The sequence below is a fragment of the Cytobacillus sp. FSL M8-0252 genome (assembly GCF_038007345.1).
Lineage (GTDB): Bacteria > Bacillota > Bacilli > Bacillales > Cytobacillaceae > Cytobacillus > Cytobacillus kochii.
Genome location: NZ_JBBOWZ010000001.1, coordinates 4,120,062 through 4,142,764 on the forward strand (window position 1 = coordinate 4,120,062; position 22,703 = coordinate 4,142,764).

The window sequence follows — 22,703 nt, forward strand, 5'->3', positions numbered from 1 at the left end:
TCAAAATAACGCATAAAATTATTACATTTTCTTTTCAACACAGTAATATTATAGGTAAATATGTCTACTTTTGAGGAATTATAATAGAATTATTTTCCAATATTAGATAATTAGACCTTTCTTTTGTCGCAATTTTCCGTTTAATATTATGTAAGCAGCTCTATTGTTGACTGGATATGCTAGTGACGTTTTTCACCCTAAGGTAATGACACATTTGTCGATTTTTCTTTATTTTTCCCAAAGAAAAAACGCGCTGTGAGTGAGCGCGATTTTTCTCTTTTATTACTTTTTAGCTGCAAGCCATTCAGCAACTGTATTTGCTTCTTCTTCATTCAAGAGTCCGCCAGGCATTGCACCTTTACCGTTGATAATAATATCGTGAATTTCATCAGCAGAGTAGTTAGCACCGATTTTATCTAGCGCAGGTCCAGCGCCCCCTGAAAGATCGCCACCATGACAACTCATACAGTTATTGTCATACAGTTTTTGTGCATCTCCCGCATCTGCTGTTGACTCTTCACCACTCGTATTATCATCTGTTGCAGTGTCTTCACCTGCCTCATCATTGCCACCACATGCAGCGAGTGAAAAAACAAGAGCTGAGCCGAAAAGAATTGATAAAAGCTTTTTCTTCATTACATTTACCTCCCTTTATAGGAAAATTTACAGATTACAGTGAAATTATACCAATATTACGCCCGTTTAAAACCCTCTCCAAGTACCTCTGAAGCATCGCTAACAATGATAAAAGCAGATGGGTCAATTGATTGAACCAGTTGTTTCAATTTCGTGAACTCTGTCTGATCAACCACACACATTAAAACAGGACGTTCATGATCTGTATATCCACCGTATGCTGATAGTTTTGTCACACCTCTATCAATTTTATTCAAAATTCCATCACGAACTTCATCTTGACGGTTAGTAATAATAAGCGCCATTTTTTTCCTACCAAGGCCAACCTGAACTATATCAATGGTTTTACTCGTTACATATAGGCCAATTAATGCATATAAACCTTTTTCAATATCAAACACTACAGCAGCTGCTATCACAATCAATCCATCAATAAGTGCCACACATACACCGAGAGATAATCCGGTATATTTATGAATAATCTGAGCTGCTAAGTCAGTCCCACCTGTAGATGCCTTCCCGCGGAAAGTAATACCTAGACCCAAACCGACACCAATACAACCGAACAAAGAGGCAAGTAACGGATCCATAGTCCAAGGCTCCAAGTCTTTTGTTAAGAAAACGACGAAAGGAAGGAATATGGTTCCTACTAATGTTTTAATACCGAATGATCCACCTAATAATATGACGCCAGCAATAAATAGGGGAATGTTTAGTGCCCACTGCACATAAGCTGGCTCCCATCCTGTAATTGCCTTCAATATTGTACTAATCCCGCTTACTCCCCCTGAGGCCACTTCATTTGGTAGTAAGAATAAGTTAAAACTGATAGCGACAAGTGCCGATCCAATCAATACGAATACGTATTCAACTAGCTTTGAGTTCCCTGATCCTGTCTTTCGTTTCTTTTTATTTACTTTTTGAGTATTCATTTACGTAAAATGCCTCCTTAGTGCCAAGTCTTATATGATGTTCATTTGCTAAAGGACACGAGGCAATAAGAAATCGTCTCAATTACGAGTAAATGCACACAATTCAATCTTTTCATCACCTTTGTCTTTTCAGAGAGTGAGTATAGCATGGCTTTTATCCTATGTAAATGACATTCAACTACTGTGTTAAAGGGGTAAATAAACAAAGATATAAATTTTATTATGAGTTGTGGTGGATGGGATTATGCGGGAAGACTATACGTTCTCTATTTAGATTTATTTTAGGGATACATGTGGTGGGTGTAAGGAGAGGCTTACTTTAAAGGGAGCTGCTTGGTTTCAGCTAGTTGTATTTTTTGATTTTTTGTAGCCATGAATAGCCGGATAATTCTAATTCGTATAGAAACTCAATCCTTTTTCCATTGTGGAATCTTCTTGACTGGATGCGCTAATTGTTCTTCCTCAACATAGATGTGAAAACCTTTCAAGGGATACGGTAGCTGTGCTTCCACTTCTGATTTTCATTTTGAGTGACTTGCTATTTCTGTTTGTGAAGCTCTCAGCTTCGGTTCTCTTTCTGAGTGACTTACTATTCCTGTTTGTGAAGCCCTCAGCTTCAGTTCTCTTTCTGAGTGACTTGCTATTCCTGTTTGTGAAGCTCTCAGCTTCGGTTCTCTTTCTGAGTGACTTGCTATTTCTGTTTGTGAAGCTCTCAGCTTCGGTTCTCTTTCTGAGTGACTCACAATTCCAGTTTGTGAAGCTCTCATTTCCAATTTTCCTGCTGAGTGACTTACTAATCCAGTTTGCGAAGCTCTCATTTTCAGTTCTCTTTCTGAGTGACTTGCTATTCCTGTTTGCGAAGCTCTCATTTTCGGTTCTCTTTCTGAGTGACTTACTAATCCAGTTTGTGAAGTCCTCATTTTCGGTTCTCTTTCTGAGTGACTCACAATTCCAGTTTGTGAAGCTCTCATTTCCAATTTTCCTGCTGAGTGACTAACTAATCCAGTTTGTGAAGCTCTCATTTTCGGTTCTCTTGCTGAGTGACTTGCTATTTCTGTTTGCGAACCTCTCATTTTCGGTTCTCTTTCTGAGTGACTTGCTATTCCAGTTTGCGAAGCTCTCATCTTCCTTTTTCTTTCTGAGTGACTCACAGTTCCAGTTTGTGAAGCTCTCATCTTCCTTTTTCTTTCTGAGTGACTCACAGTTCCAGTTTGTGAAGCTCTCATTTTCGGTTCTCTTGCTGAGTGACTTGCTATTCCTGTTTGTGAAGCTCTCAGCTTCGGTTTTATTTCTGAGTGACTCACAGTTCCAGGTTATGAAGCTCTCATTTTCGGTTTTCTTTCTGAGTGACTTACTAATCCAGTTTGTGAAGTCCTCATTTTCGGTTCTCTTTCTGAGTGACTCACAATTCCAGTTTGTGAAGCTCTCATTTCCAATTTTCCTGCTGAGTGACTTACTAATTCAGTTTGCAAAGCTCTCATTTTCAGTTCTCTTTCTGAGTGACTTGCTATTCCTGTTTGCGAAGCTCTCAGCTTCAGTTCTCTCTTCTGAGTGACTTGCTATTCCTGTTTGCGAAGCTCTCAGCTTCGGTTTTCTTTCTGAGTGACTCACAGTTCCAGGTTGTGAAGCTCTCATTTTCGGTTTTCTTTCTGAGCGACTCACAGTTCCAATTTGCGAAGCCCTCATTTCCATTTTTCCTGCTAAGTGACTCACAATTCCAATTTGCGAAGCTCTCTTTCCCAATTTTCCTGCTGAGCGGCTCACTAATCCACTTTACAAAGCTCTCATTCTCATTCCCCTTCTTCTTTCCAAGTGACTCACAAACCCCGCTTCACATAGCGTTCATCCCCCCTCACTTCTGCCCCACTTACCAAACCTCGTTTCCAACATAAAACTATCACCAATATAAGAAAAGCAACGTCCTCCATTGCGGACGCTGCTTTCCTTCTTATTCACCTAAGCTCAATTTAGAGCGTAGGTAAGCGTTGATGAAGATGTCTAGGTCTCCGTCCATGACGCCTTGTACATTGCCTGATTCGGTGTTTGTACGGTGGTCTTTGACCATAGAGTATGGGTGGAAGACGTAGGAACGAATTTGGCTTCCCCAACCAATTTCTTTTTGTTCTCCACGGATCTCTAGTAATTCTTGCTCTTGTTCTTCGATTTTCTTTTGGTAAAGTTTCGCTTTCAGCATTTTCATTGCTTGTTCGCGGTTTTTAATTTGGGAACGTTCTGACTGGCATGTAACAACGACATTTGTCGGTAAGTGCGTAATCCTTACCGCTGAATCCGTTGTATTGATATGCTGTCCACCTGCTCCACTGGCACGGTACGTATCAATTTTCAAATCCTCTGTCCGGATATCAATTTCAATTTCATCGTTGAATTCTGGCATTACTTCACAAGATACGAAGGAAGTATGGCGACGGCCAGAAGAATCAAATGGCGAAATACGTACGAGTCGATGAACGCCTTTCTCCGCTTTTAAATAGCCGTATGCATTATGTCCTTTAATAGACAATGTTACGCTCTTAATTCCCGCTTCGTCACCTGGCAGGTAATCTAATGTTTCTACTTTAAATCCTTTTTTCTCTGCCCAACGAGTGTACATACGTAATAACATCGAACCCCAGTCCTGAGACTCTGTACCACCAGCACCTGGATGAAGTTCTAAAATCGCGTTATTTTTATCGTATTCTTCACTTAAAAGCAATTGCAGCTCAAAATCAGCTAAACGCTTAGATAAAGCGACGATCTCCGTTTCAAGCTCTTCTTGTAGCTCTGCATCTGCTTCTTCTTTTACTAATTCATATGTTAATTCGAGATTCTCGAACGTCTCATTTAAATCATTGAACTCATTGACTTGTTCTTTTAATGCATTGGACTCATTGATCACTACTTGTGCGGCTTGTTGATCATCCCAAAAACTAGGATGAAGCATCTCGTTATCAAGTTCTGCAATACGTGCCTCTTTGTTTTCTAAGTCAAAGAGACCCCCTAAAGTCCGCTAAAATTTTAGCTGTTTTCTCTAACTCATGACGAATCTCTGCTAATTCCATCTTGGTCACCTCTACACATATTTTTAACCTTTATATTATATAACTTCTCCCGGCAAAGTGAAACACTTGGTGTAAAAAGCCGGCAGCGACCCTTATAAACAGGTTTTTGCCGGCTCTTATTCAGATATTGTTAACCTTTTGCACCACAGCAGTTTTTATATTTTTTTCCACTGCCGCAAATACATGGATCATTACGACCAACATCCATTTGTTTGACAACAGGCTTTTTCTTCTTCTGTTTACCGTCTTCACTTTCTTTCGGGTTGACAGCTTGGCCTTTTGCTACTTCTTGACGTTGAAGATTGTCACGAATTTCTGCTTTCATCACATATTTCGCTACATCTTCTTCAATAGCAGCAATCATCATTTCAAACATGTGGAATCCTTCTTTTTGATATTCGCGCAGTGGATCAATTTGTCCATACGCACGCAGGTGAATCCCTTGACGAAGTTGATCCATGGCATCAATATGATCAATCCATTTTGTATCAACAGCACGAAGCATAATTACTTTTTCGAATTCGCGCATTTGTTCACTTTGCATTTTTTCTTCTTTTTCATTATAGAAGGCAATGATTTTATCCCAAATATGATCGATTACTTCATCCGCTTCTTTTCTGCGAATATCTTCCACCGTAACCGTTCCTTCTGGAAGAAGATTTCCTTTAACGTAATCAATTAATCCTTCATAGTTCCATTCATCGTCACCATCTTCTTCTGTTTGTGAAGCAAAAGCGTGGACGTTCCGTGTTAAGACGCTATGAACCATACGCTCGACAATTTCTCTTAAGTTCTCTGAATCAAGCACTTCATTTCTTTGTGTATAAATAATCTCACGTTGCTGACGCAAAACATCATCATATGAAAGCAATTGTTTACGTGCGTCGAAGTTATTTCCTTCTACACGTTTTTGGGCGGATTCAACTGCACGTGAAACCATTTTACTTTGAATCGGTTGCGAATCATCCATGCCGAGCTTCGACATCATGTTTTTCATATTATCCGAGCCAAAACGACGCATTAATTCATCTTCCATTGATAAATAGAACTGGGTGACACCAGGATCACCTTGACGACCAGAACGACCACGGAGCTGGTTATCAATTCGACGACTTTCATGTCGCTCTGTACCGATAACAGCTAAGCCGCCAACTTCTTTGACACCTTCACCAAGTTTGATATCAGTACCACGACCAGCCATATTTGTAGCAATCGTAACGGCGCCAGACTTACCAGCATCTAAAATAATATCTGCTTCACGACCATGGTTTTTCGCATTCAAGACATTATGCGGAATCCCTTTTTTCGTTAAGTATTTTGAGATAATTTCAGACGTTTCAATGGCAACTGTACCAACAAGGACTGGTTGCCCATTTTTATGGCGTTCTGCTATGTCTTCCACTAAAGCACGATATTTTCCATCCACCGTTGCATAAATTAAATCAGAACGATCATCACGTGCAACAGGACGGTTTGTCGGAATTGCAATAACATTCATATTGTAAATGTTACGGAATTCCTCTTCTTCTGTTTTCGCTGTACCTGTCATACCTGATAATTTCTCATACATACGGAAGTAGTTCTGGAATGTAATGGAAGCAAGGGTCATACTTTCATTCTGAATTTCTAAGCCTTCCTTCGCTTCAATTGATTGGTGAAGACCATCACTATAACGACGACCTTTCATGAGACGGCCAGTGAATTGGTCGACAATCACAATTTCGCCTTCTTGTACAACGTAGTCCACATCTTTATGCATACTTGTGTGTGCCTTTAGCGCTTGCGTAATATGGTGATTCAAAGAAACATGAGAAACATCAAACAAATTTTCAATGCCAAAAGCTTTCTCGGCCTTTGTCATCCCTTCTTCCGTTAATTGCACACCTTTTGTTTTTTCATCATAAGTAAAGTCTTCCTCTACCTTTAAGCGGCTAACAAAGGCATTCGCTTGTAAATAGAGTTTCGTTGATTTTTGTGCGGATCCAGAAATAATTAATGGTGTACGCGCTTCATCAATTAAAATCGAGTCAACCTCATCAATAACTGCAAAATTTAACGGCCGTTGCACTTTTTGCTCTTTATAAAGCACCATATTGTCTCGTAAATAATCAAAACCTAATTCATTGTTTGTACTATAAGTAATATCAGCTGCATAGGCTGCTTGTTTTTCCTCTTTAGACATACCATTTAAGTTCAAACCAACAGTTAGTCCAAGGAAATCATATAGTTGTCCCATTTCAGTAGCATCACGAGTCACTAAGTATTCATTGACTGTTACAACATGTACACCTTTTCCTGAAATCGCATTTAAATAAACCGGCATCGTCGAAGTTAAAGTTTTACCTTCACCGGTTTTCATTTCAGATATATTGCCATCATGAAGTGCTGCCCCACCCATTAACTGTACGGGATAAGGGTATAAGCCAAACACACGTCTTGACGCTTCTCTTACCACAGCAAATGCTTCTACTAGTAAATCATCAAGCGATTCACCTTTTTGATGACGCTCTTTGAACTCACCCGTTTTCGCTTTTAAGTGTTCATCACTCAGCGCTTCCATCTTCGAAGCTAATGCTTCTATTTGTTCCGCCGTTTTCGTTAGGCGTTTTAATTCACGTTTATTCACATCAAAAACCTTATTTAAAATCCCAAGCATACAAACGCTCCTTTATCTATTGGAGATGTCTATTTAATGTGTCATCCTGAAACAATGATATATGGTATTAATGATACCACTTCGCATGGGTAGAGACAACTTTTGTCAGGTGTGAGGGTGTAATTTTTGTCATATAGGGCGGCGAAATAATAAAGAAAGAAGCTAGATTCATTACTAGCTTCTCTCCCATTTAAATATCTTGCTTCGTTTTATTAAAAATATCGTCAATAAATGCAGCTACTTGGCTCTGAATATCCCTATAGTAAGTGGATACGCGGCCAGCTGTTAGCCCGTATTTTTCCCCAAGCTCTTTTTGTGTCATACTTGATTCGACACCTGACTGTTCATAAACAAAATAACGTAGTGCAGCAATATAATTTTCTGCTTTTTGAATACGTTTATTCGTTTGTTTAATGTATTCTACCCACACACCTACACCGAAGTTAATGACCCATTGCGATTCTCCCGCTGTAGTCATATCTTTTTCAAATTGCTCTGCCACTTGTTTAGCCCCTTCGGTTGGCCATTCATAAGCATCCATATCTACACTTGCTGCTGCCTCTGGAAGGCGATGCATGAGCTCCAAGAAATGATCTTCGAGATATTGGATAGCATGATTATTTCCGATCGCTGCAAAATCATCTTTTAGATAACCTTCATAATCTGCTGCTTTTCCTTCTGATACTTCGAATAAGCAAGGGAAAGCGGTATATTTGTCCTCATATGGGAATAATACACCGAAAGCAAACCAACCTTCAGAAAAATCATTCATTGCTTCATCTAATACGACTGTATACGATTCATTTGTCAGTGTATCAACAAAATGTAGGTCTCTATCATCAAGTCCAATCACTTTCCCAGCTACCGGGATCGCCACTTTCCAAGATTGTAGAATTTCTTGTAATCTTGGTCTTAAGACAGCTGATTCTTTATGTTCAATAAACTTATGAAGAATCGTTTCACCGTCTTCAACCGTTTTAAATGGAATATACCAGAAAGGCATCATAAATTCGAAAAATTCCGCGTCATCTTTATCGGTATCTTCCAATTTTTCCATTAGTTGTTGATACTCACTTCTAATGGCGTTACCATATCTTTGATACGCAAAAATACGTAATTCTTTTTGTAACTCGCTCACTTCATTATCAATGAGTTCTGTAATAGTAATTGTTTCCTTTTTCGCACAGCATTTTTTGTATTTTTTTCCACTGCCACAAGGACAAGGGTCATTTCGATTAATTTTCACAGCTGTTTGCATATTTCATTCTCCTCTCATCACCTAGGAACAGCTTGTTCTATTATATATGATTAGTTATCTACTTTCGTTGATCGCGGATATACCAACTCAACTAAAAGCCGACTCACAATAAGTGCCCCCGGCTAACCTACAAAATTATCGCTATTCTATACTAACATTAATCTAGGGCTAAGGTCATTTAATAGAAAATTAGAAAAGATGGAATGATTCAGTATAATTCAACTGATAGAGTAAAGGATATCTTCTAAAGAGTAGGGGTAATGAACATAAACAGCATTTAGATTGTCAATAATCATCTCAACAGGTATGATGAGGGAAATAACAGACAACACTCGGAAAGGAAGAGGAAGATGAAGAAATTCTTTAAACGTGTTGGGTTTGTCCTAACCTTCTGGAGATTCATTCCTTTTTTCTTTGAATACTTAGCAGCTAAAGATATTCCTTTATGGAAGAAACTACTTCCTGTAGGCGTATCGATTGCCTATATTCTCATTCCAATAGATCTCATTCCAGACTTTCTTTATATCATCGGTATCACAGATGATGTACTCTTCACAACCTTTATCCTCCAAAGCATGGTTAAATATGCACCGGACCGGTTGAAACTGAAGTACTCGAAGCTCTTGGATGACAACCAGAAACCCGTGAAGAAATAAATGCTTATATGTGGATTGCCCTCTGTTCTTGTTGAGGGCTTTTTTTGCGTTTAATTAAGACAATGAATCAATGTAAGCTATTGAAGCAAAAATCTTGTTTACTCAAGGCTGTCGGTAAGAAGTGAAGTCGAAGTGACTTTTGAAAGAATATTCCTTTCGTAATCTCCTATGAAGGGGAATCTAAAGAAACTTATGCCTGTTGATTTTCCCAGGCAGATAAAGGCTATGGTAGAGGGTACTTATTAACACTATTTTCGGATTATCTAAAGTATGAAGTTAAGAGAGAGCTTAAATGCTTCTCTTTTTTTTACGAAATAGAAGGTGTAAATCTGTTTTAGTAGAAATATAGAAATAAAGTTTGATACAAGGTATACAAATAAATATTCTGTGGTAAAAAAATGAGACGATGAGGTGCTAAAAATGATTGTAGCAGTAAACCCTTATGTAGTAACAAACGGAAATGGAAAAGAAGCAGTGCAATTTTATGTTGATGTCTTTAACGCAGAGCTTATTTCGTTGCAAACATTTGGAGAGATGCCAGAGGATCCGGATCACCCACTTCCAAGTGAAGCACAGGACCGTGTATTGAATGCTCAATTTAAAGTAGGCAATACCACTATGATGCTTTCCGATAATTTTCCTGGAGCTCCTTATACGATTGGAAATCAAGTAACCATTGCCATTCAAATCGATTCAGTGGATTCATCAAAACAAATATTTGAGAAATTGTCTAAAGAGGGGAAAGTTACAATGCCTCTACAAGAAACGTTTTGGAGCCCATCATATGGACAAGTAACTGATAAATATGGAGTAGAGTGGCAAGTTTCAGCTCTTCCGCAAGACTAATGTAAATCAGCCCTTTCTTCTACTTTAGAAGGGGCTTTTGTTTATTCAGCTTTTTGATCATGTATCCTAAAATAAGCGATATTTAGCAAAGGTTGTGAGCGATACAACAAACGTCGAAATTTTACTGTGGGGGCACAAATAAAAGAAGCACCAGAAAAAATTCGATTCGGCAAATGAATAATTCCCGGTGGCCCCTACAAAACTTAAAAAAGCGCAATCTCCTACCTGGAATTGCGCATACCTGTTATAAAACTACTGGTTCTCTTCTATTATTACTTACCTTCATATCTGCTAAAAGATTTTCTACCAAATTAACATCTCTCACTCTTTCCCCACTCTTATCAAATACCAAGACATCTTCTTTTGAAAATGCGATTAGGGATTCTTTAGTAGGTGTTTGCCAAGTGGACTCACCTTTTACAAAAACTTTCCCCCAATCCGTTGTAAGACAATAGATAGATTCTCCACCTAAATGTTCAGTAGAAACAACGGCACCTGTTAATACATAATCAGCATTCACATTAAGGTCATCTTCCTTCATACTCATATTTTCTGGTCGGATACCGATGGAATAATCACCATAAGACAATATATTTGTGGGGGGTGAGCCGATAAATTGTGCTACGAATAGATTGGCTGGATTTGTATAGATCTCCTTCGGTGTCCCTTTTTGCATGATATGACCATTGTTCATAATAATGATATATGACCCCATTGACATCGCTTCAATTTGGTCATGTGTGACATAAAGAAAGGTAGTTTGTAATTCTTTTTGTAATTCAATAAGTTCTTGTCTCATTTGATTCCTCAGTTTTGCATCCAAGTTGGACAAAGGCTCGTCCATTAGAAACGCGTGCGGCCTTTTAACAATAGCCCTCGCTAACGCCACCCTTTGCCTTTGCCCCCCTGATAACTCACCTGGACGCTTATTAGCGTGTTCTGTTAACTCCACCATCTCAATCACTTTATTTACCATGATCAGACGTTTGTTTTTCTCTATTTTTTTTATTTTTAATCCGTATTCAATGTTCTTAAATACTGTCATATGCGGATACAATGCATAATTTTGAAAAACCATGCCGATATCACGGTCTTTAGGCTCGCTATAGGTAATATCTTGGTCATTAATAAAAATAGACCCACTTGTCGGTTCTTCTAAACCAGCAATCATACGCAATAGCGTTGACTTACCGCATCCTGAAGGACCTAGTAAAATGGCAAAGGATCCATCTGGTATATCAACATCGATTCCTTTTAGTATTTCTTTTTGACCGAAAGATTTCTTCATTTGTTCAACTTTAATACTCCCCATAATTTACGCCTCCAGCTTATTTATTTGATGCCAAATCGAACAAAAGAGTCAACGATATGTTTTTGTAAAAATAAGTAGATAAGTAATATCGGTATACATGAGATAGTTGTAGCTGCCATCAGTGATCCCCACATATTCACATCCGAATTGACAAAAGACTTCAATCCAATTTGAATGGGTGCATTCTCCATTTCTTTCGTCACTAACATTGGCCATAAATACTCATTCCAAGCATTAATAAAAAGAATAATGCCCAATGAAATGACGGTCGAACGAATATTTGGAAGGATAATTCTTAATAAAATACCGAGGTCAGACTCTCCATCTAACCTTGCCGCATCAATTAGTGCTGTAGGAAATGACTTAAAACTTTGATAGATTGATAAAATAGCAAAGGTTGATGCAGCGAATGGTAAGACAATACCTAATGGATTTTCATTTAAACCTATTTGATTAATCAACACATAGTTTGGAATCATTACCGCTTGAAAAGGAATCAGCCAAGTTAAGCTAAGTAATGTAAAAATTAAAAGTTTCCCTTTAAAACTCCATCGGACTAATGCATACCCCGCTAATAAACTGGTTGACAACTGCAAAATCGTCATTAAAGTAGCAACTACAAATGAGTTAAATAACATTTGTATAATAGGCATTTCTGCGAATGCATATAGATAATTTTGCCATGTTGGTGCCTGTGGTATAAAAGAACTTGTGAAAATTTCAGATTCATTTTTAAATGAAGAGATAATCATCCAATATAGTGGGAAAATAGCGATGATACTCATCATTATTAATAGAAAATGCTGAAGTACCGTTACTGATTTTATCCGTTTCATCACTTTTACTCCCTTAATTATCATAGAATGCAAATTTTTTCGTTAACACATTTAAACCGATAGCAATGATCGCAAATACAATAAAAAATAACGTCGCGGCTGCTGAACTTAATCCTGCATTTAAGTTACTGAATCCATATTTATACATCTCATAATAAATATTCGTTGACGTACCGAACGGACCGCCTGCTGTTAAAATATCAATATAAGCGAAGGTAAATTGACTAGAAAATAGAATACTCATTGTGAGCATAAACAATATTGTTGGTGACAATAAAGGAATAGTGATCGTCATTAATTGCTTCCATTTCGTCGCACCATCTAAAGCTGCTGCTTCGAAATAATCTCTGTTAATATTGGTCAATGCTGCAGAGAAAATAATCGTACTAAATCCAATCAAGCCCTATCCTGTCATCAAAAGAATGAGCCATTTCGCATAGACTGGATCAGTAAAGAAAGAGATGTTTGCATCGGTGATTCCAAGTTTTTGTAATGTAATATTGACTAATCCATTGGCAGGATGAAAGAGCCATCTCCAGATTGCCCCTACAGTTACTGGTGCCAATATCATTGGGATGAAAAACATTGCCCGATACACATTTTTCACTCTGCCATTTAACCCATTTGTTGCTACAGCTAAAAGCATTGGAATGATGATAGAGAAAGGTAGTATACCCACTGTATAAAAAACTGTATTTTCAATAGATTGAACGAAGTCCTTAGTTTGGAACAAGCGAATAAAATTATCTAACCCTACTGCAATAGGTTCTGTGCCTGGGACCATACTCCACTTTTGAAAGGCTAAAACAAAAGTAGATAGTAACGGTTTATACATCCAAACCCCTAATAAAAGAATTGCAGGTAGTAAAAATAAATAAGGTTTCCATTTTATAAGTGAACGAGCAACACGTCTGTTTTTCTGCCCGTTCACTTTTTTTCCTTGCTCTGATACGATTATGCTTTTTACCTCACTCATAAGATTCCCTTCTCTCATGAACACCTATTGTATTAATTGGTTAATTTCTTCTTCTGCTGCTTTTAAAGTTTTTTCTACATCTGCATCCGTTGAAACCGATTGAACAATCGCATCTCTAAATATATTGGACATTTCAGTTGCATATTCCGCTGGCCAAATTACTGCTGGTTGGATGTTTTTCAATTGCTCCAAGTTGATTTTATATAATGGATTTTCGTCAATAAATCCTTTTAAATAATTGGGATCATCAGCTAACTCTGTTCTGAGCGGTAAATAGCCTACCTCAGAAGTTATGATTGTATAGCCTTCATTACCAGTAACATATTTAATAAACTCCCACACCGCTGCCTTTTTCACATCATTATCTGGTCTAACAGCTAAAACACTTCCAGAGTTCACTGGTACAGACGGATTGTTTCCGAATGATGGTAAACCAGCGCCGTAAAGTTCCCAGCCACCTGCTTCGGAAGCATTTTTAAATCCGCTATGCAATGCAGTAGAAGTAATGTACATTCCTAGATTACCAGCCATAAATTGCTCGGGTAACTCCGTATCACTCCCAACTGCATGGGCACCGTTTTGATAGAGATCCTTCCACATTTCAATCGCTTCAATACTTTCTTGATTTGCGAATTGCGCTTCCTTACGATCATCAGAAAGTACTTTGCCTCCATTACTTAATATCACACCTTCAGTTGTCCAACCATTATCCGGTGCTAACGCAAAGCCATCTTTGCCTGTCGCTTCATTTATTTTAAGTGAATATTCCTTAATCTCATCCCACGTTTGTGGTGGCTTTGTTGGATCTAAGCCTGCTTCTTCGAATAATTTTCCATTCATAAAAACAATCGGTGTGCTAAATGTAAATGCCAACCCATATGTCTTTCCATCAATTTTCCCTAAACTCAATGCATTATCTGAAATGCCATTGAAATGATTGTTTAATTCTTCTGCTGGAAACACATCTTCATAAGCTTGGAATCCGAGAGTTTCTCTTGAATTATCTAATGTTGAAAAAGTATGTTGAACAATATCAACCGCTTTTCCAGCCGCAATATCTGCCTTAAACTGTTGATAAGAGGCATCAGCAACCCCTTCAACAATGACACCCTTTTTCTTTTCCAATTGTTTCATTGAACTCATTAATTAGATGTTCCATACCCTCTTTCATTGTTGGAGCAGCTAAACTATAAGAATAAAAAGTTATCTTTGTAGGATTCTCTGGGTCTAATTCTCCCATTTCCTGTGAGACGGTTGAAGCGTCAGAAGAGCTACAAGCACTTAACACTGAAGCGATACCTAACAATAGAATGAGCATAATAAAGAGCCTCTTACTTTTTAATTTAACCATTTACCTCTCCCCCTTCACTTAAGAATACTGAAGCATCTGCTTCAATTCTACTGATAAAAATGTATCAAACTTATCTGGGTACCTAACTTGTTCTACACTTGCACCATTTTCGCCCAATGTACATATGCTATAGCCCGTACGATTATTAAACGAAGCTAATTCTTGACCAATTTCCATACTAAAAGAAGTTCCTCCCGCAGCAGATAATAGAATATTTTCATAGGTAGTTACTTTATTCTGATGAGTATGACCACTAAGAACTAGTTTGACATCGGTATTTTTTATAATAGCCAATACCTCTGCTGAATTCGATAAGCTATGGCCATCGACCACATGTCCAGCTTCCAATGGATGATGGACAACAACAATCGAACCATTAGGGGCAGGCTGAGCTAATGTCTCCTTTAACCATTGGAGTTGTTCCTCACTCACTACACCTTTTCCACTATGATCATAGCTAGAATCTAGTACGATTAGGCGATAGCCTTGAATAATTGCTTCGTAAAATAAGTCCCGCTTCTCTCCTTTTACGTTGCCTATACCTTCCCAGTAAGCTTCTGTCACATCATGATTCCCTAAAGCTAAATAATAAGGAATATCTATGATATGATCTTCTAGTAATTTAGCTAAGAAAGCATAATCTTCAACTGTCCCTTCGTGAACAAGGTCCCCACTAATTAAAATGAAATCTGGCGCTTTTTCATCTTGTGTGATTGCTTGTAGTATTCCTTTCAACGTTTCAGTTGGATTATTGTCAACACCTGTTAATGTTTCAATTAAACTGCCTTTATATTCTCTTAGAATATGTGTATCTGATAAATGAGCAAACCTTAATTTATCCATGTTCATTTCCCCCTTTAGAAAATTACTCTTGCAAGCAGAAATCTTTTATTTTTTTCCTTATTTCATTTGTTATTCCAAACTCTAGGTACAAATAAGTGTCAAAATCGCCGTATATTTCTTCTATAGCAGATTTAGTTGCAAGTAAATATTCTTCTTGCAATAAAAAGGCTGCTTTTAATTGCAAGAACTCCTCTTCCACAAGTGCTGCTTCTGCCTGCAGAAACATTTGCTCATGAAAGGTGGCTAAAGCAACATTAGAATAAAGGTAATCTTCCATCACAGTTGAAAATGGCACACCGAGTGTAAGTAAAATAATCATAGCGCCTATACCTGTTCGATCTCTTCCTCCAGCACAATGATGGATTAGCGGCAAGTTTTTCTCTGGTTCTTTTAATAAATTCATCAAAGCTTGGTAAGAAGCATTTCGAACCGGAAAAGTAGAATAGAGTGTTAAAAATGTTTCTTTAGTATAGTGTTTGAATACATCTTCTTTTTTCTTTACTTTCGATACTTGCTCGGCGATATTATCCTCAGCGATTACCGGTACTCGTAAAAGCTTGGCACTACCAATTTCCGGATCAGGTTTTTCATTTGCTTCATCTTCTCTACGATAGTCAAATATATATTTAATCTTTTGTTTAGACAATTGAGCAATATCATCTGTTGTTAATCCACTTAAATCTCCCGCTCTATATAAGATGCCTCTTCGTACTTTTCGACCATCTACGGTAACGAGCCCTCCCATATCACGAAAATTCAGAGCCCCTTTTAGGGGAACAGTTTGTGAATAAAGTCCAGTTGTTGTCATTGATTCACCTCATACTTTTCCAAATCACTGACACCATCTAGTTCGATAACTTGAAAACCAACTTCGCCATTTTTTACTGTTACAAAAAGAATATGATCGATCGATCCAACACTATCACCGTGCCAACATGCACCCGTACGACCCATTTGAATATAATTTCTGTTATTTTTTTTCGTTACTTCCAATTGATGAAGGTGTCCTGCAAACATCGTATACATTCTTGATTCAAGCATATTCTCAAATTGGCTGAACTTAGGATCCTTCGTTTTCCAAGCTGGCTTATGCATAAATACAAAAGTATGTTTCACATCATTATTTTCATGTAACACTTCAGCAAAAAACTGTAATTGCTCATCTGAAATATGAGGTAAGTTACCCTTCTCAATATCTTCCTCCGAAGCCCCTTCAGTCATTTGTCCGAAGAATTCTTCAATGTACCCTCTAGCTTTTGCTGGATTTTCAACTACTTGATTGGTAATATCCCTAAAACTCTTTACAAAAGATTCAGGCATACCTAAAGGATTTTCCTCTGTATTCAGCACTAAAAATAAATAATCATTTAATCGAAAAGCGTAATACTCAAAACCTTTTCGCTCACGCCAAACTTTAACCATAGTGTCATTTCCATAGTCATGGTTACCAACTGTTAAATAAAATGGGATGTCTACCTCTTTAATTAACTGATCAATATAGTCCCACTCTCCATGGGCCGCTTCCTCTTGATCCCAATAACCTTCAATGAAATCACCTACTGAAAGGACAAAATCAGGATTAAGGCCTTTTACCACCTGCAAACCTTTCTCAAAAATGCCTGGTGTTGTAATCCCACAGCGATCACCAACAACTGCAAACGAAAAATCATTTTCAAGGTGAGTGGACATGTCTCCAAACCAAGGTCTCTTACCATTCTTAGAAAAATCTTCTTTAAAATAATGTTGCGTCCCAAGCTTTTTTTGATCTATAACATGCATCCAGTTGTCCTCCTTTATTTAAATACAACTGAAGTATACAACTAGCATGTTAATAAGATGTTAATCTAACATGAATCATTTTATGAGTTTGGTGAAATTTTTAAATTTAGTGTAAATTCAAAGGTTACAAGATGTATTCTTAGGAAATCATCGCTATAATTGTATAATCATAGGATGTTCAATTAATGAATTTAGACAGAGAGGAATTAGGACAATGACAAAATCTTTAATAGATACCGCTTATCACACCATTCGAACGAAAATTCTTACTTGCGAATACCTACCGGGAAGCCTACTATCCATATATAAATTATCAGAGGAATTAGCTATGAGTCGAACACCCATCTCTAATGCGATTGCTAAACTTGAACTAGAAGGGTTAGTGATCTCCTTAAAAAATAGAGGTGTGATGGTGAAGGAAGTATCATCTAAAGAGATACTAGATATGTTCGAAGTCATTTTCACCCATCAAATGTATGCGCTTGAAAAGGTAGAAACAAATCCGCTTTATTCATTTAATTTATCACTTTTAAATGAACATTTAGAGCAACAACTACTAGATAAAGAGAACGATCGTTATTTCTCTTATGCGACTCACTCATTACAATTCATAAGACAAATCATAGCTGCTGGACAAAACCAAATCATGCTTCAAATTATGGATCAGCATATGGACAAAATCATCATTGGTTCTATGGCCAGTTACTTGCTTTACCCAGAAAAACGGATTTTTTCTGGTGCTCATTATAATGAAGCACTTTACCTATCCATTGAAGCAAAGGAATACGAACAAACAAAAGAACTACTAAAAGAATGGCGAGCTCAAATTAGAGAACGTATCTTAATAATGGGAGCTATATGAATACTTGCACGACTTACGTAGGGAAGATATATTAATGTTCTGCTAGTATTTATCTTCTGTGGTATAAACTTCTTTCGCACATGAAAAAAGCAGGCAGTGCCATAGCACCTACCTGCTTCCTTTTATATTATTGCGCTTCGATGAGTCCGTAGCGCCCATCTTTTCGTTTGTATACAACGTTTGTTAAGCTTGTGGCTGCGTTGGTGAAGACGAAGAAGCTATGGCCGAGCATGTTCATTTGTAAAATGGCCTCTTCACTGTCCATTGGCTTAAGGTCAAAATGCTTTTGGCGAACGACCTCTAAGTCATTGTCTTCTTCTGGGTGTTCTTCAGGCTCCTCAAAAGTAGCGAATAATTCGTTAATGCCGCCTTTTTCGCGGAATTTTCGATTGACTTTCGTTTTATGTTTACGAATCTGTCTCTCCAACTTGTCGTTGATTAAGTCGATGGCTGCATACATATCAGCATGAGCCTCTTCTGCTCGAAGTACAAGATTCGTCATCGGAATCGTTACTTCAACTTTTGACGTTTTATCATTATTGGTTTTCAGGTTTACGTTTACATTTACATTAGGAGTTTCAGTAAAATATCTTTCCAACTTCATAATTTTCTTCTCGACGTAGTCTCTGATTGCTGGAGTTACCTCAATGTTTTCACCCCGAATGTTAAAATTCATAAGTGAACTCCTCCTTCTCTTTATAAGAGTCATAAGGATGATTTAGCCTGTCCTTCTTCAGCTAATCCTTATCAGCTAGTCTTTAAATAAGACTATACTCTATATTTCTATGTTACCCGTAAAAAGTCCTGCTAAAACCTTTTTAACGTAATTAAGAAAATAAATAAGGTTGCAATTCATAGTCTATCATTCGGTGCCAAGCTGCAAACAAAGGGAAAAATTGCTCACGTAATATTTCTTGTTTTTCTGGCGCGTTACCGATGGTTTGCTCCAGTCGATCAGCTTGTTCCTGCACCTTTTCAAACACATGCATAATATGAACCATTTCACTGTTTTCCTTAAACAAATGCAGTAATTGCTCGTTCACTGCTTTGATTTGTGGAAAAGAATCAATAACCTCAAAAAGAAGCGCATCACCATCGTCTTTATCTAAATCTGTGAAGCTATCTACAATATAGGTAAAGCTTTCTTCTAGTGTATTTAACACAGAACAATACTCTCTTAGGAGAATATACTGCTCCTCCTTCAACTTCATCACCTAATTTCGTTTATCATAAAAAACACCGTCGCTCATCCCAACAGCTTCATACGGATTCGCATATTGCTTACTCTTTACTTTCTGCACCTTCAATCTTTTGATATCATCCTTAATGATTTGCTGGTGCTGATCTAATAATTGTTTAATGGCGCGATCCTGCTTCAATAGCACGTCTTTCATCTTCTGAGCTTCTGTTGACTGAAAATCAACTTGTCTCATTAAAATAAATCGTTGATCAAGCAAATCATCCGTCTTCTTTATGTAAGCTTCTCGTTCATGTTCAGGTAAGCCTTGGTTTAAATGAAGCAATAACTCACGCGTACAAACGATCAAATCAGTTGTCGCTGTCATGATTGTTCACTGCTAACCATTTGAGGTTTTTTCTGCGCTAACATCATTTCTTTCCATGTATTACGAAGATCCATAATCATTGATTCCGCTTCTTTTAAGGCTGTTAGATCATTGCGTGTATTGGCGTCAACTAAGGTTCTCAACACATAATCATAGATTCGTAGCAGATCACTAGATATTTCAACCTCTTGATTGAGTGTCACCATAAATTCTTGTATGATGTTTTGCGCCTTCTGCATATTTTCATTGCGCTTTGCAACTTCACCTTGCTCCATTGCTTGCTTGGCAATGCTAATAAACTTCAAACAACCGTTGTAAAGCATCATCGTTAGTTCTGCCGGTGTGGCTGTATTAATAGAAGTTTGTTGATATTTTTGGTACGGGTTGGTTGTCATCTTTTCACTCCTTATTGCGAGCTATAACCGAATTGTGTGAGCATATAATTCATTTGCTCATTCATTTTTTGCATTTGGGTCTCCATCGCTGCAAATTGTGACCAATACCTTTGCTCTTTATCTGCTAATTTCGATTCTAGTTCAGTTATACGATTATTGATATCATCTAAATTTTTTCCAATAGTAAATTGACTATTTGTCTTCATGCCATTACCCGCTTTTAAGGTAAGCGCATCGATTGATTGTGTAACGGTATCTCGCAATCGTCTAGAAATACCTTGTTCACCAAGTGTATCCCCATCTGCTGCAAACAAATTAAATACACCTTCTGCATCATTTTCCAATGCTTCCTTCAGCTTATCTTCATTGATTTCAAGCTTACCACCTTCTAAATAATTTTTCGTTGTGGTAATACCAATAGCTGACAGCTGGTTATATTCACTCGTAGCACCTTCTAGCGGTGTATAAAAGTTCATCCGCATATTACTTAGTAAACTACTTAATTGTTGATCTGAACGAAGTAAACCGCTTTTCGCTTTTTCTTCCCAAAGCTCAATATCCTTCTCAGACATCGCCTCACGTTGCTCACTTGTTAACGGTGCATAATCACGATATTTTTCTTCAGATAACTGTCCTTGTATATTATCTATTAATTCATTGTATTTTTCTACGAATTCTTTGATTTTTTCTACGGCTTGATCGGTGTCGTTATTGATTGAGATTGTAACAGGCGAATCGCCATTAACAGCATCAAATGTATCCTTCAAAGTAAAAGAAACACCGTTTACTGTAAACGTATTAGAGGTTCTCTCCGTTTCTAAACCATTTAAAGTAAACTTCGCATTTTCTCCACCTTTTTCATTATTGCTATCAAGTTTTAGAACATTATTTAAAAACGGACTACCATTAAAAGAAATCTCTTTCCCATCGCCACTTTGATTAAAATCACCTGTTGACGTTCGGGCAATCGTTACTTTATCAGAATGTTGGTCATAAAACATATTGACACCTAAGGACGATTTATTCACTTTATCGATCACTGTCGTTAAAGAATCACGGGCATCGAAAGTAAATGTTTGGCTCACTTCACCTGTTTCATTGTATGTAGACATACTGAATTCAAAGTATTGGTGGTCATAACTCACTTCCGCTTTTGCACCTGCTTGTAGGTCAGAGCCGAAAGTGATTTTGCCTGTTTCTTTATCTAAATAAAATTGATCTTCTGCTAGATTATTCATATCCGTACCAGCAGTAAATGTTTTCGTTTCTTTTATTGGGTCACCATTCGTGTCTTTAATGATGTTACCAGCTGCATCTTTTTTGTCCCATGTAAAAGTAATGCTATCCTCAAATTCTGTGATCCCTATTTGTGAAAGTTGCACTTCTTTTGTTGCAGAGCCAACAGAAATTGTATCTTTTTGAACCATACTGTATTCCACTTCAATTTTACTGTCGGCGGGAATTTGTTGGCTGAAAGTCATTTTGCCTGTTTTCTCACCTACAAACACTTGCTTTTGACTAGCATCTAAGTCATCTAGGCTCGTCACCACTTGGTAGTTGTCTGTACCAACTGTAACACTATCCATTTGTTCTATATTATGCTTACCAAGCTTTTGTAATGAAAATTCGGTTCCTGCTTTCTTTACTGTGATTTCTTCGTTTATACTTTGTTCGGTACTCTTCCAATCAAATGAACTATTTTCAAAAATGTCCTTTTGGCTATATAGACTTTTCGTTGTATCTAGTTTTTCATCTGTACTAGTTATTCTTCCCGCACTCGCATTCGTAGCAGAAGTCGCCAATCTACTCACGGCAGACAATGTATAAGATCCGTTCCCTGCTGTCGAATCTGCCGTTGCTGTGACTTTGTTGCTATTAGAAGAAGTCGTAATTTTTGATAAAAATGAAGATTGCAAGCGCATATTTAAAGTCATATCACGGAATGAGGCTAGTTTTAAGTTAATATCTCTATATGAATCGCGCTGCCATTCGAGCGTTTGTTTCTTTTGTGACAATTTATCAATCGGCACTCTCTGTACTCTCATTAAATCATTAATTAAGGATTCTGTATCTAAACCAGATGCTAAACCACCTATTCGAAAATTCGCCATGACCATCCGTCCCCTTTTCTCTCTATCTATTTATTATATCGACTATAGTCCTATCGTTTACAGTAAAAATTTGACTAATTGCCACTGTTCACGAATAAAAAGCCACTAGCATCAGCCAGTAGCTTCTAGACTTTTTGATCCACCATCAGTCCTTGAAATTCTGTCATTTCTGCAATCATATCGAGGAAATCCTTCGGAGGTATTTCACGAACGACTTCTTTTGTATCTGCATCAACGACTTCTACATAATAGCGATCGAGCTTTTCATGTAATTGGAACTGTACCGAAGTATAATGCGTCTGCAAATGACTATTTGCCTGCTCCACCTTTGATTGCAAGAAGTCTTTTTGTACTTCAGGAGCAGACATCTTTGCTTTATCTTTTATTGTAAAATTTCTTTCATGTTGGCTTTTTTCTTTCTGCTGAATAACAAAAGGCGAGTCCACCATCATTCTCATATTCGACTCTACTCTCATCCCTATTCGCCCCTTACCGAAATCACCTATTTTCTCTTTATATCGGAAACAACCATAAGGCTCTCTATCAATCTAAAGTTCGGTTTTTATTAGAGAAAAAACAGCGACCTTTTTCTTATACATAAGGTCTTTTTGCCTAAAAAGACAAAAAGAA

The 22,703-nt window shown here is 37.5% G+C and carries 26 protein-coding genes; 3 read left to right on the forward strand and 23 right to left on the reverse strand.

The window, feature by feature from the left end; translation table 11 throughout:
* Positions 1 to 282 precede the first annotated feature (282 nt).
* From cccB to MKX83_RS20920, 8 genes are all read right to left on the reverse strand, one after another.
* Positions 283 to 636 carry a cytochrome c551 gene (gene cccB, locus MKX83_RS20885; protein WP_095371853.1) on the reverse strand — a complete coding sequence of 118 codons (354 nt, stop codon included), beginning with the start codon at positions 634 to 636 and terminating at the stop codon, positions 283 to 285.
* A gap of 56 nt (positions 637 to 692) precedes the next feature.
* Positions 693 to 1,568: a YitT family protein gene (locus MKX83_RS20890; protein ID WP_095371852.1), complete on the reverse strand. Its 876-nt coding sequence runs from the start codon at positions 1,566 to 1,568 to the stop codon at positions 693 to 695.
* 521 nt (positions 1,569 to 2,089) lie between these two features.
* Positions 2,090 to 2,794, reverse strand: a complete 705-nt coding sequence (locus tag MKX83_RS20895; protein WP_340976492.1) for a hypothetical protein — start codon at positions 2,792 to 2,794, stop codon at positions 2,090 to 2,092.
* Between the two features lie 87 nt (positions 2,795 to 2,881).
* Positions 2,882 to 3,049 (reverse strand): hypothetical protein, encoded by a 168-nt coding sequence (locus MKX83_RS20900; protein ID WP_340976493.1) that lies wholly within the window; start codon positions 3,047 to 3,049, stop codon positions 2,882 to 2,884.
* Complete coding sequence (locus MKX83_RS20905) at positions 3,030 to 3,311, reverse strand: hypothetical protein (protein WP_341057600.1); 282 nt, start codon at positions 3,309 to 3,311, stop codon at positions 3,030 to 3,032. Before MKX83_RS20905 ends, MKX83_RS20900 begins: the two co-directional genes overlap by 20 nt.
* 205 nt (positions 3,312 to 3,516) lie before the next feature.
* Positions 3,517 to 4,627 (reverse strand): peptide chain release factor 2 gene (gene prfB / locus MKX83_RS20910; protein ID WP_157733891.1). Its coding sequence is split into 2 segments (ribosomal slippage): positions 3,517 to 4,554 and positions 4,556 to 4,627, totalling 1,110 coding nucleotides; the frame shifts between segments, so codons are not numbered across the junction.
* A 130-nt stretch (positions 4,628 to 4,757) separates the two neighbouring features.
* Entirely contained in the window at positions 4,758 to 7,283 is a 2,526-nt protein-coding gene (gene secA, locus MKX83_RS20915; protein WP_307319552.1) for a preprotein translocase subunit SecA, read from the reverse strand.
* 190 nt (positions 7,284 to 7,473) lie between these two features.
* On the reverse strand, positions 7,474 to 8,541 hold the full coding sequence (locus MKX83_RS20920; protein WP_340976497.1) for a YecA family protein: 1,068 nt from the start codon (positions 8,539 to 8,541) through the stop codon (positions 7,474 to 7,476).
* A gap of 350 nt (positions 8,542 to 8,891) precedes the next feature.
* On the opposite strand from MKX83_RS20920, the gene MKX83_RS20925 reads away from it, so the two are divergent.
* Both MKX83_RS20925 and MKX83_RS20930 read left to right on the forward strand, forming a co-directional pair.
* Positions 8,892 to 9,197: a YkvA family protein gene (locus tag MKX83_RS20925; protein WP_095371847.1), complete on the forward strand. Its 306-nt coding sequence runs from the start codon at positions 8,892 to 8,894 to the stop codon at positions 9,195 to 9,197.
* A 420-nt stretch (positions 9,198 to 9,617) separates the two neighbouring features.
* Positions 9,618 to 10,043 (forward strand): VOC family protein, encoded by a 426-nt coding sequence (locus MKX83_RS20930; protein ID WP_095371846.1) that lies wholly within the window; start codon positions 9,618 to 9,620, stop codon positions 10,041 to 10,043.
* A 244-nt stretch (positions 10,044 to 10,287) separates the two neighbouring features.
* Here MKX83_RS20930 and MKX83_RS20935 read toward each other — a convergent pair whose 3' ends face one another.
* From MKX83_RS20935 to MKX83_RS20975, 9 genes are read right to left on the reverse strand one after another with little or no spacing between them, the layout of a single operon-like run.
* The gene (locus MKX83_RS20935) at positions 10,288 to 11,355 is read right to left on the reverse strand and encodes an ABC transporter ATP-binding protein (protein ID WP_095371845.1); all 1,068 of its coding nucleotides are present in this window, start codon (positions 11,353 to 11,355) and stop codon (positions 10,288 to 10,290) included.
* A gap of 20 nt (positions 11,356 to 11,375) precedes the next feature.
* Complete coding sequence (locus MKX83_RS20940; RefSeq protein WP_328198144.1) at positions 11,376 to 12,191, reverse strand: carbohydrate ABC transporter permease; 816 nt, start codon at positions 12,189 to 12,191, stop codon at positions 11,376 to 11,378.
* A gap of 13 nt (positions 12,192 to 12,204) precedes the next feature.
* The gene (locus MKX83_RS20945; protein ID WP_341057611.1) at positions 12,205 to 12,591 is read right to left on the reverse strand and encodes a carbohydrate ABC transporter permease; all 387 of its coding nucleotides are present in this window, start codon (positions 12,589 to 12,591) and stop codon (positions 12,205 to 12,207) included.
* A gap of 3 nt (positions 12,592 to 12,594) precedes the next feature.
* Positions 12,595 to 13,167, reverse strand: coding sequence for a carbohydrate ABC transporter permease (locus MKX83_RS20950; protein WP_341057616.1), 573 nt, complete (start codon positions 13,165 to 13,167; stop codon positions 12,595 to 12,597).
* A gap of 24 nt (positions 13,168 to 13,191) precedes the next feature.
* Complete coding sequence (locus tag MKX83_RS20955) at positions 13,192 to 14,310, reverse strand: ABC transporter substrate-binding protein (protein ID WP_341057617.1); 1,119 nt, start codon at positions 14,308 to 14,310, stop codon at positions 13,192 to 13,194.
* Positions 14,264 to 14,518, reverse strand: a complete 255-nt coding sequence (locus MKX83_RS20960) for a hypothetical protein (RefSeq protein WP_341057618.1) — start codon at positions 14,516 to 14,518, stop codon at positions 14,264 to 14,266. The genes MKX83_RS20955 and MKX83_RS20960 overlap by 47 nt, the downstream gene beginning before the upstream one ends.
* An 18-nt stretch (positions 14,519 to 14,536) precedes the next feature.
* On the reverse strand, positions 14,537 to 15,361 hold the full coding sequence (locus MKX83_RS20965) for a metallophosphoesterase family protein (protein WP_341057620.1): 825 nt from the start codon (positions 15,359 to 15,361) through the stop codon (positions 14,537 to 14,539).
* A 22-nt stretch (positions 15,362 to 15,383) separates the two neighbouring features.
* Positions 15,384 to 16,169 (reverse strand): tyrosine-protein phosphatase, encoded by a 786-nt coding sequence (locus tag MKX83_RS20970; RefSeq protein ID WP_341052199.1) that lies wholly within the window; start codon positions 16,167 to 16,169, stop codon positions 15,384 to 15,386.
* Positions 16,166 to 17,140: a metallophosphoesterase family protein gene (locus tag MKX83_RS20975; protein ID WP_328198148.1), complete on the reverse strand. Its 975-nt coding sequence runs from the start codon at positions 17,138 to 17,140 to the stop codon at positions 16,166 to 16,168. Before MKX83_RS20975 ends, MKX83_RS20970 begins: the two co-directional genes overlap by 4 nt.
* A gap of 214 nt (positions 17,141 to 17,354) precedes the next feature.
* Between MKX83_RS20975 and MKX83_RS20980 the strand changes: the two genes are divergently transcribed.
* Positions 17,355 to 18,002 (forward strand): GntR family transcriptional regulator, encoded by a 648-nt coding sequence (locus tag MKX83_RS20980; protein ID WP_095371839.1) that lies wholly within the window; start codon positions 17,355 to 17,357, stop codon positions 18,000 to 18,002.
* 127 nt (positions 18,003 to 18,129) lie between these two features.
* Here MKX83_RS20980 and hpf read toward each other — a convergent pair whose 3' ends face one another.
* From hpf to MKX83_RS21010, 6 genes are all read right to left on the reverse strand, one after another.
* On the reverse strand, positions 18,130 to 18,678 hold the full coding sequence (gene hpf / locus MKX83_RS20985) for a ribosome hibernation-promoting factor, HPF/YfiA family (protein WP_095371838.1): 549 nt from the start codon (positions 18,676 to 18,678) through the stop codon (positions 18,130 to 18,132).
* 151 nt (positions 18,679 to 18,829) lie between these two features.
* The gene (locus MKX83_RS20990) at positions 18,830 to 19,207 is read right to left on the reverse strand and encodes a hypothetical protein (RefSeq protein WP_180316929.1); all 378 of its coding nucleotides are present in this window, start codon (positions 19,205 to 19,207) and stop codon (positions 18,830 to 18,832) included.
* A 9-nt stretch (positions 19,208 to 19,216) separates the two neighbouring features.
* Positions 19,217 to 19,567 carry a hypothetical protein gene (locus tag MKX83_RS20995; RefSeq protein WP_251162128.1) on the reverse strand — a complete coding sequence of 117 codons (351 nt, stop codon included), beginning with the start codon at positions 19,565 to 19,567 and terminating at the stop codon, positions 19,217 to 19,219.
* Positions 19,564 to 19,962 (reverse strand): flagellar export chaperone FliS, encoded by a 399-nt coding sequence (fliS, locus tag MKX83_RS21000; protein ID WP_095371835.1) that lies wholly within the window; start codon positions 19,960 to 19,962, stop codon positions 19,564 to 19,566. Before fliS ends, MKX83_RS20995 begins: the two co-directional genes overlap by 4 nt.
* Positions 19,963 to 19,973: 11 nt before the next feature.
* On the reverse strand, positions 19,974 to 22,073 hold the full coding sequence (fliD, locus tag MKX83_RS21005; RefSeq protein WP_341057630.1) for a flagellar filament capping protein FliD: 2,100 nt from the start codon (positions 22,071 to 22,073) through the stop codon (positions 19,974 to 19,976).
* Between the two features lie 125 nt (positions 22,074 to 22,198).
* The gene (locus MKX83_RS21010) at positions 22,199 to 22,549 is read right to left on the reverse strand and encodes a flagellar protein FlaG (protein WP_224937149.1); all 351 of its coding nucleotides are present in this window, start codon (positions 22,547 to 22,549) and stop codon (positions 22,199 to 22,201) included.
* Positions 22,550 to 22,703 lie beyond the last annotated feature (154 nt).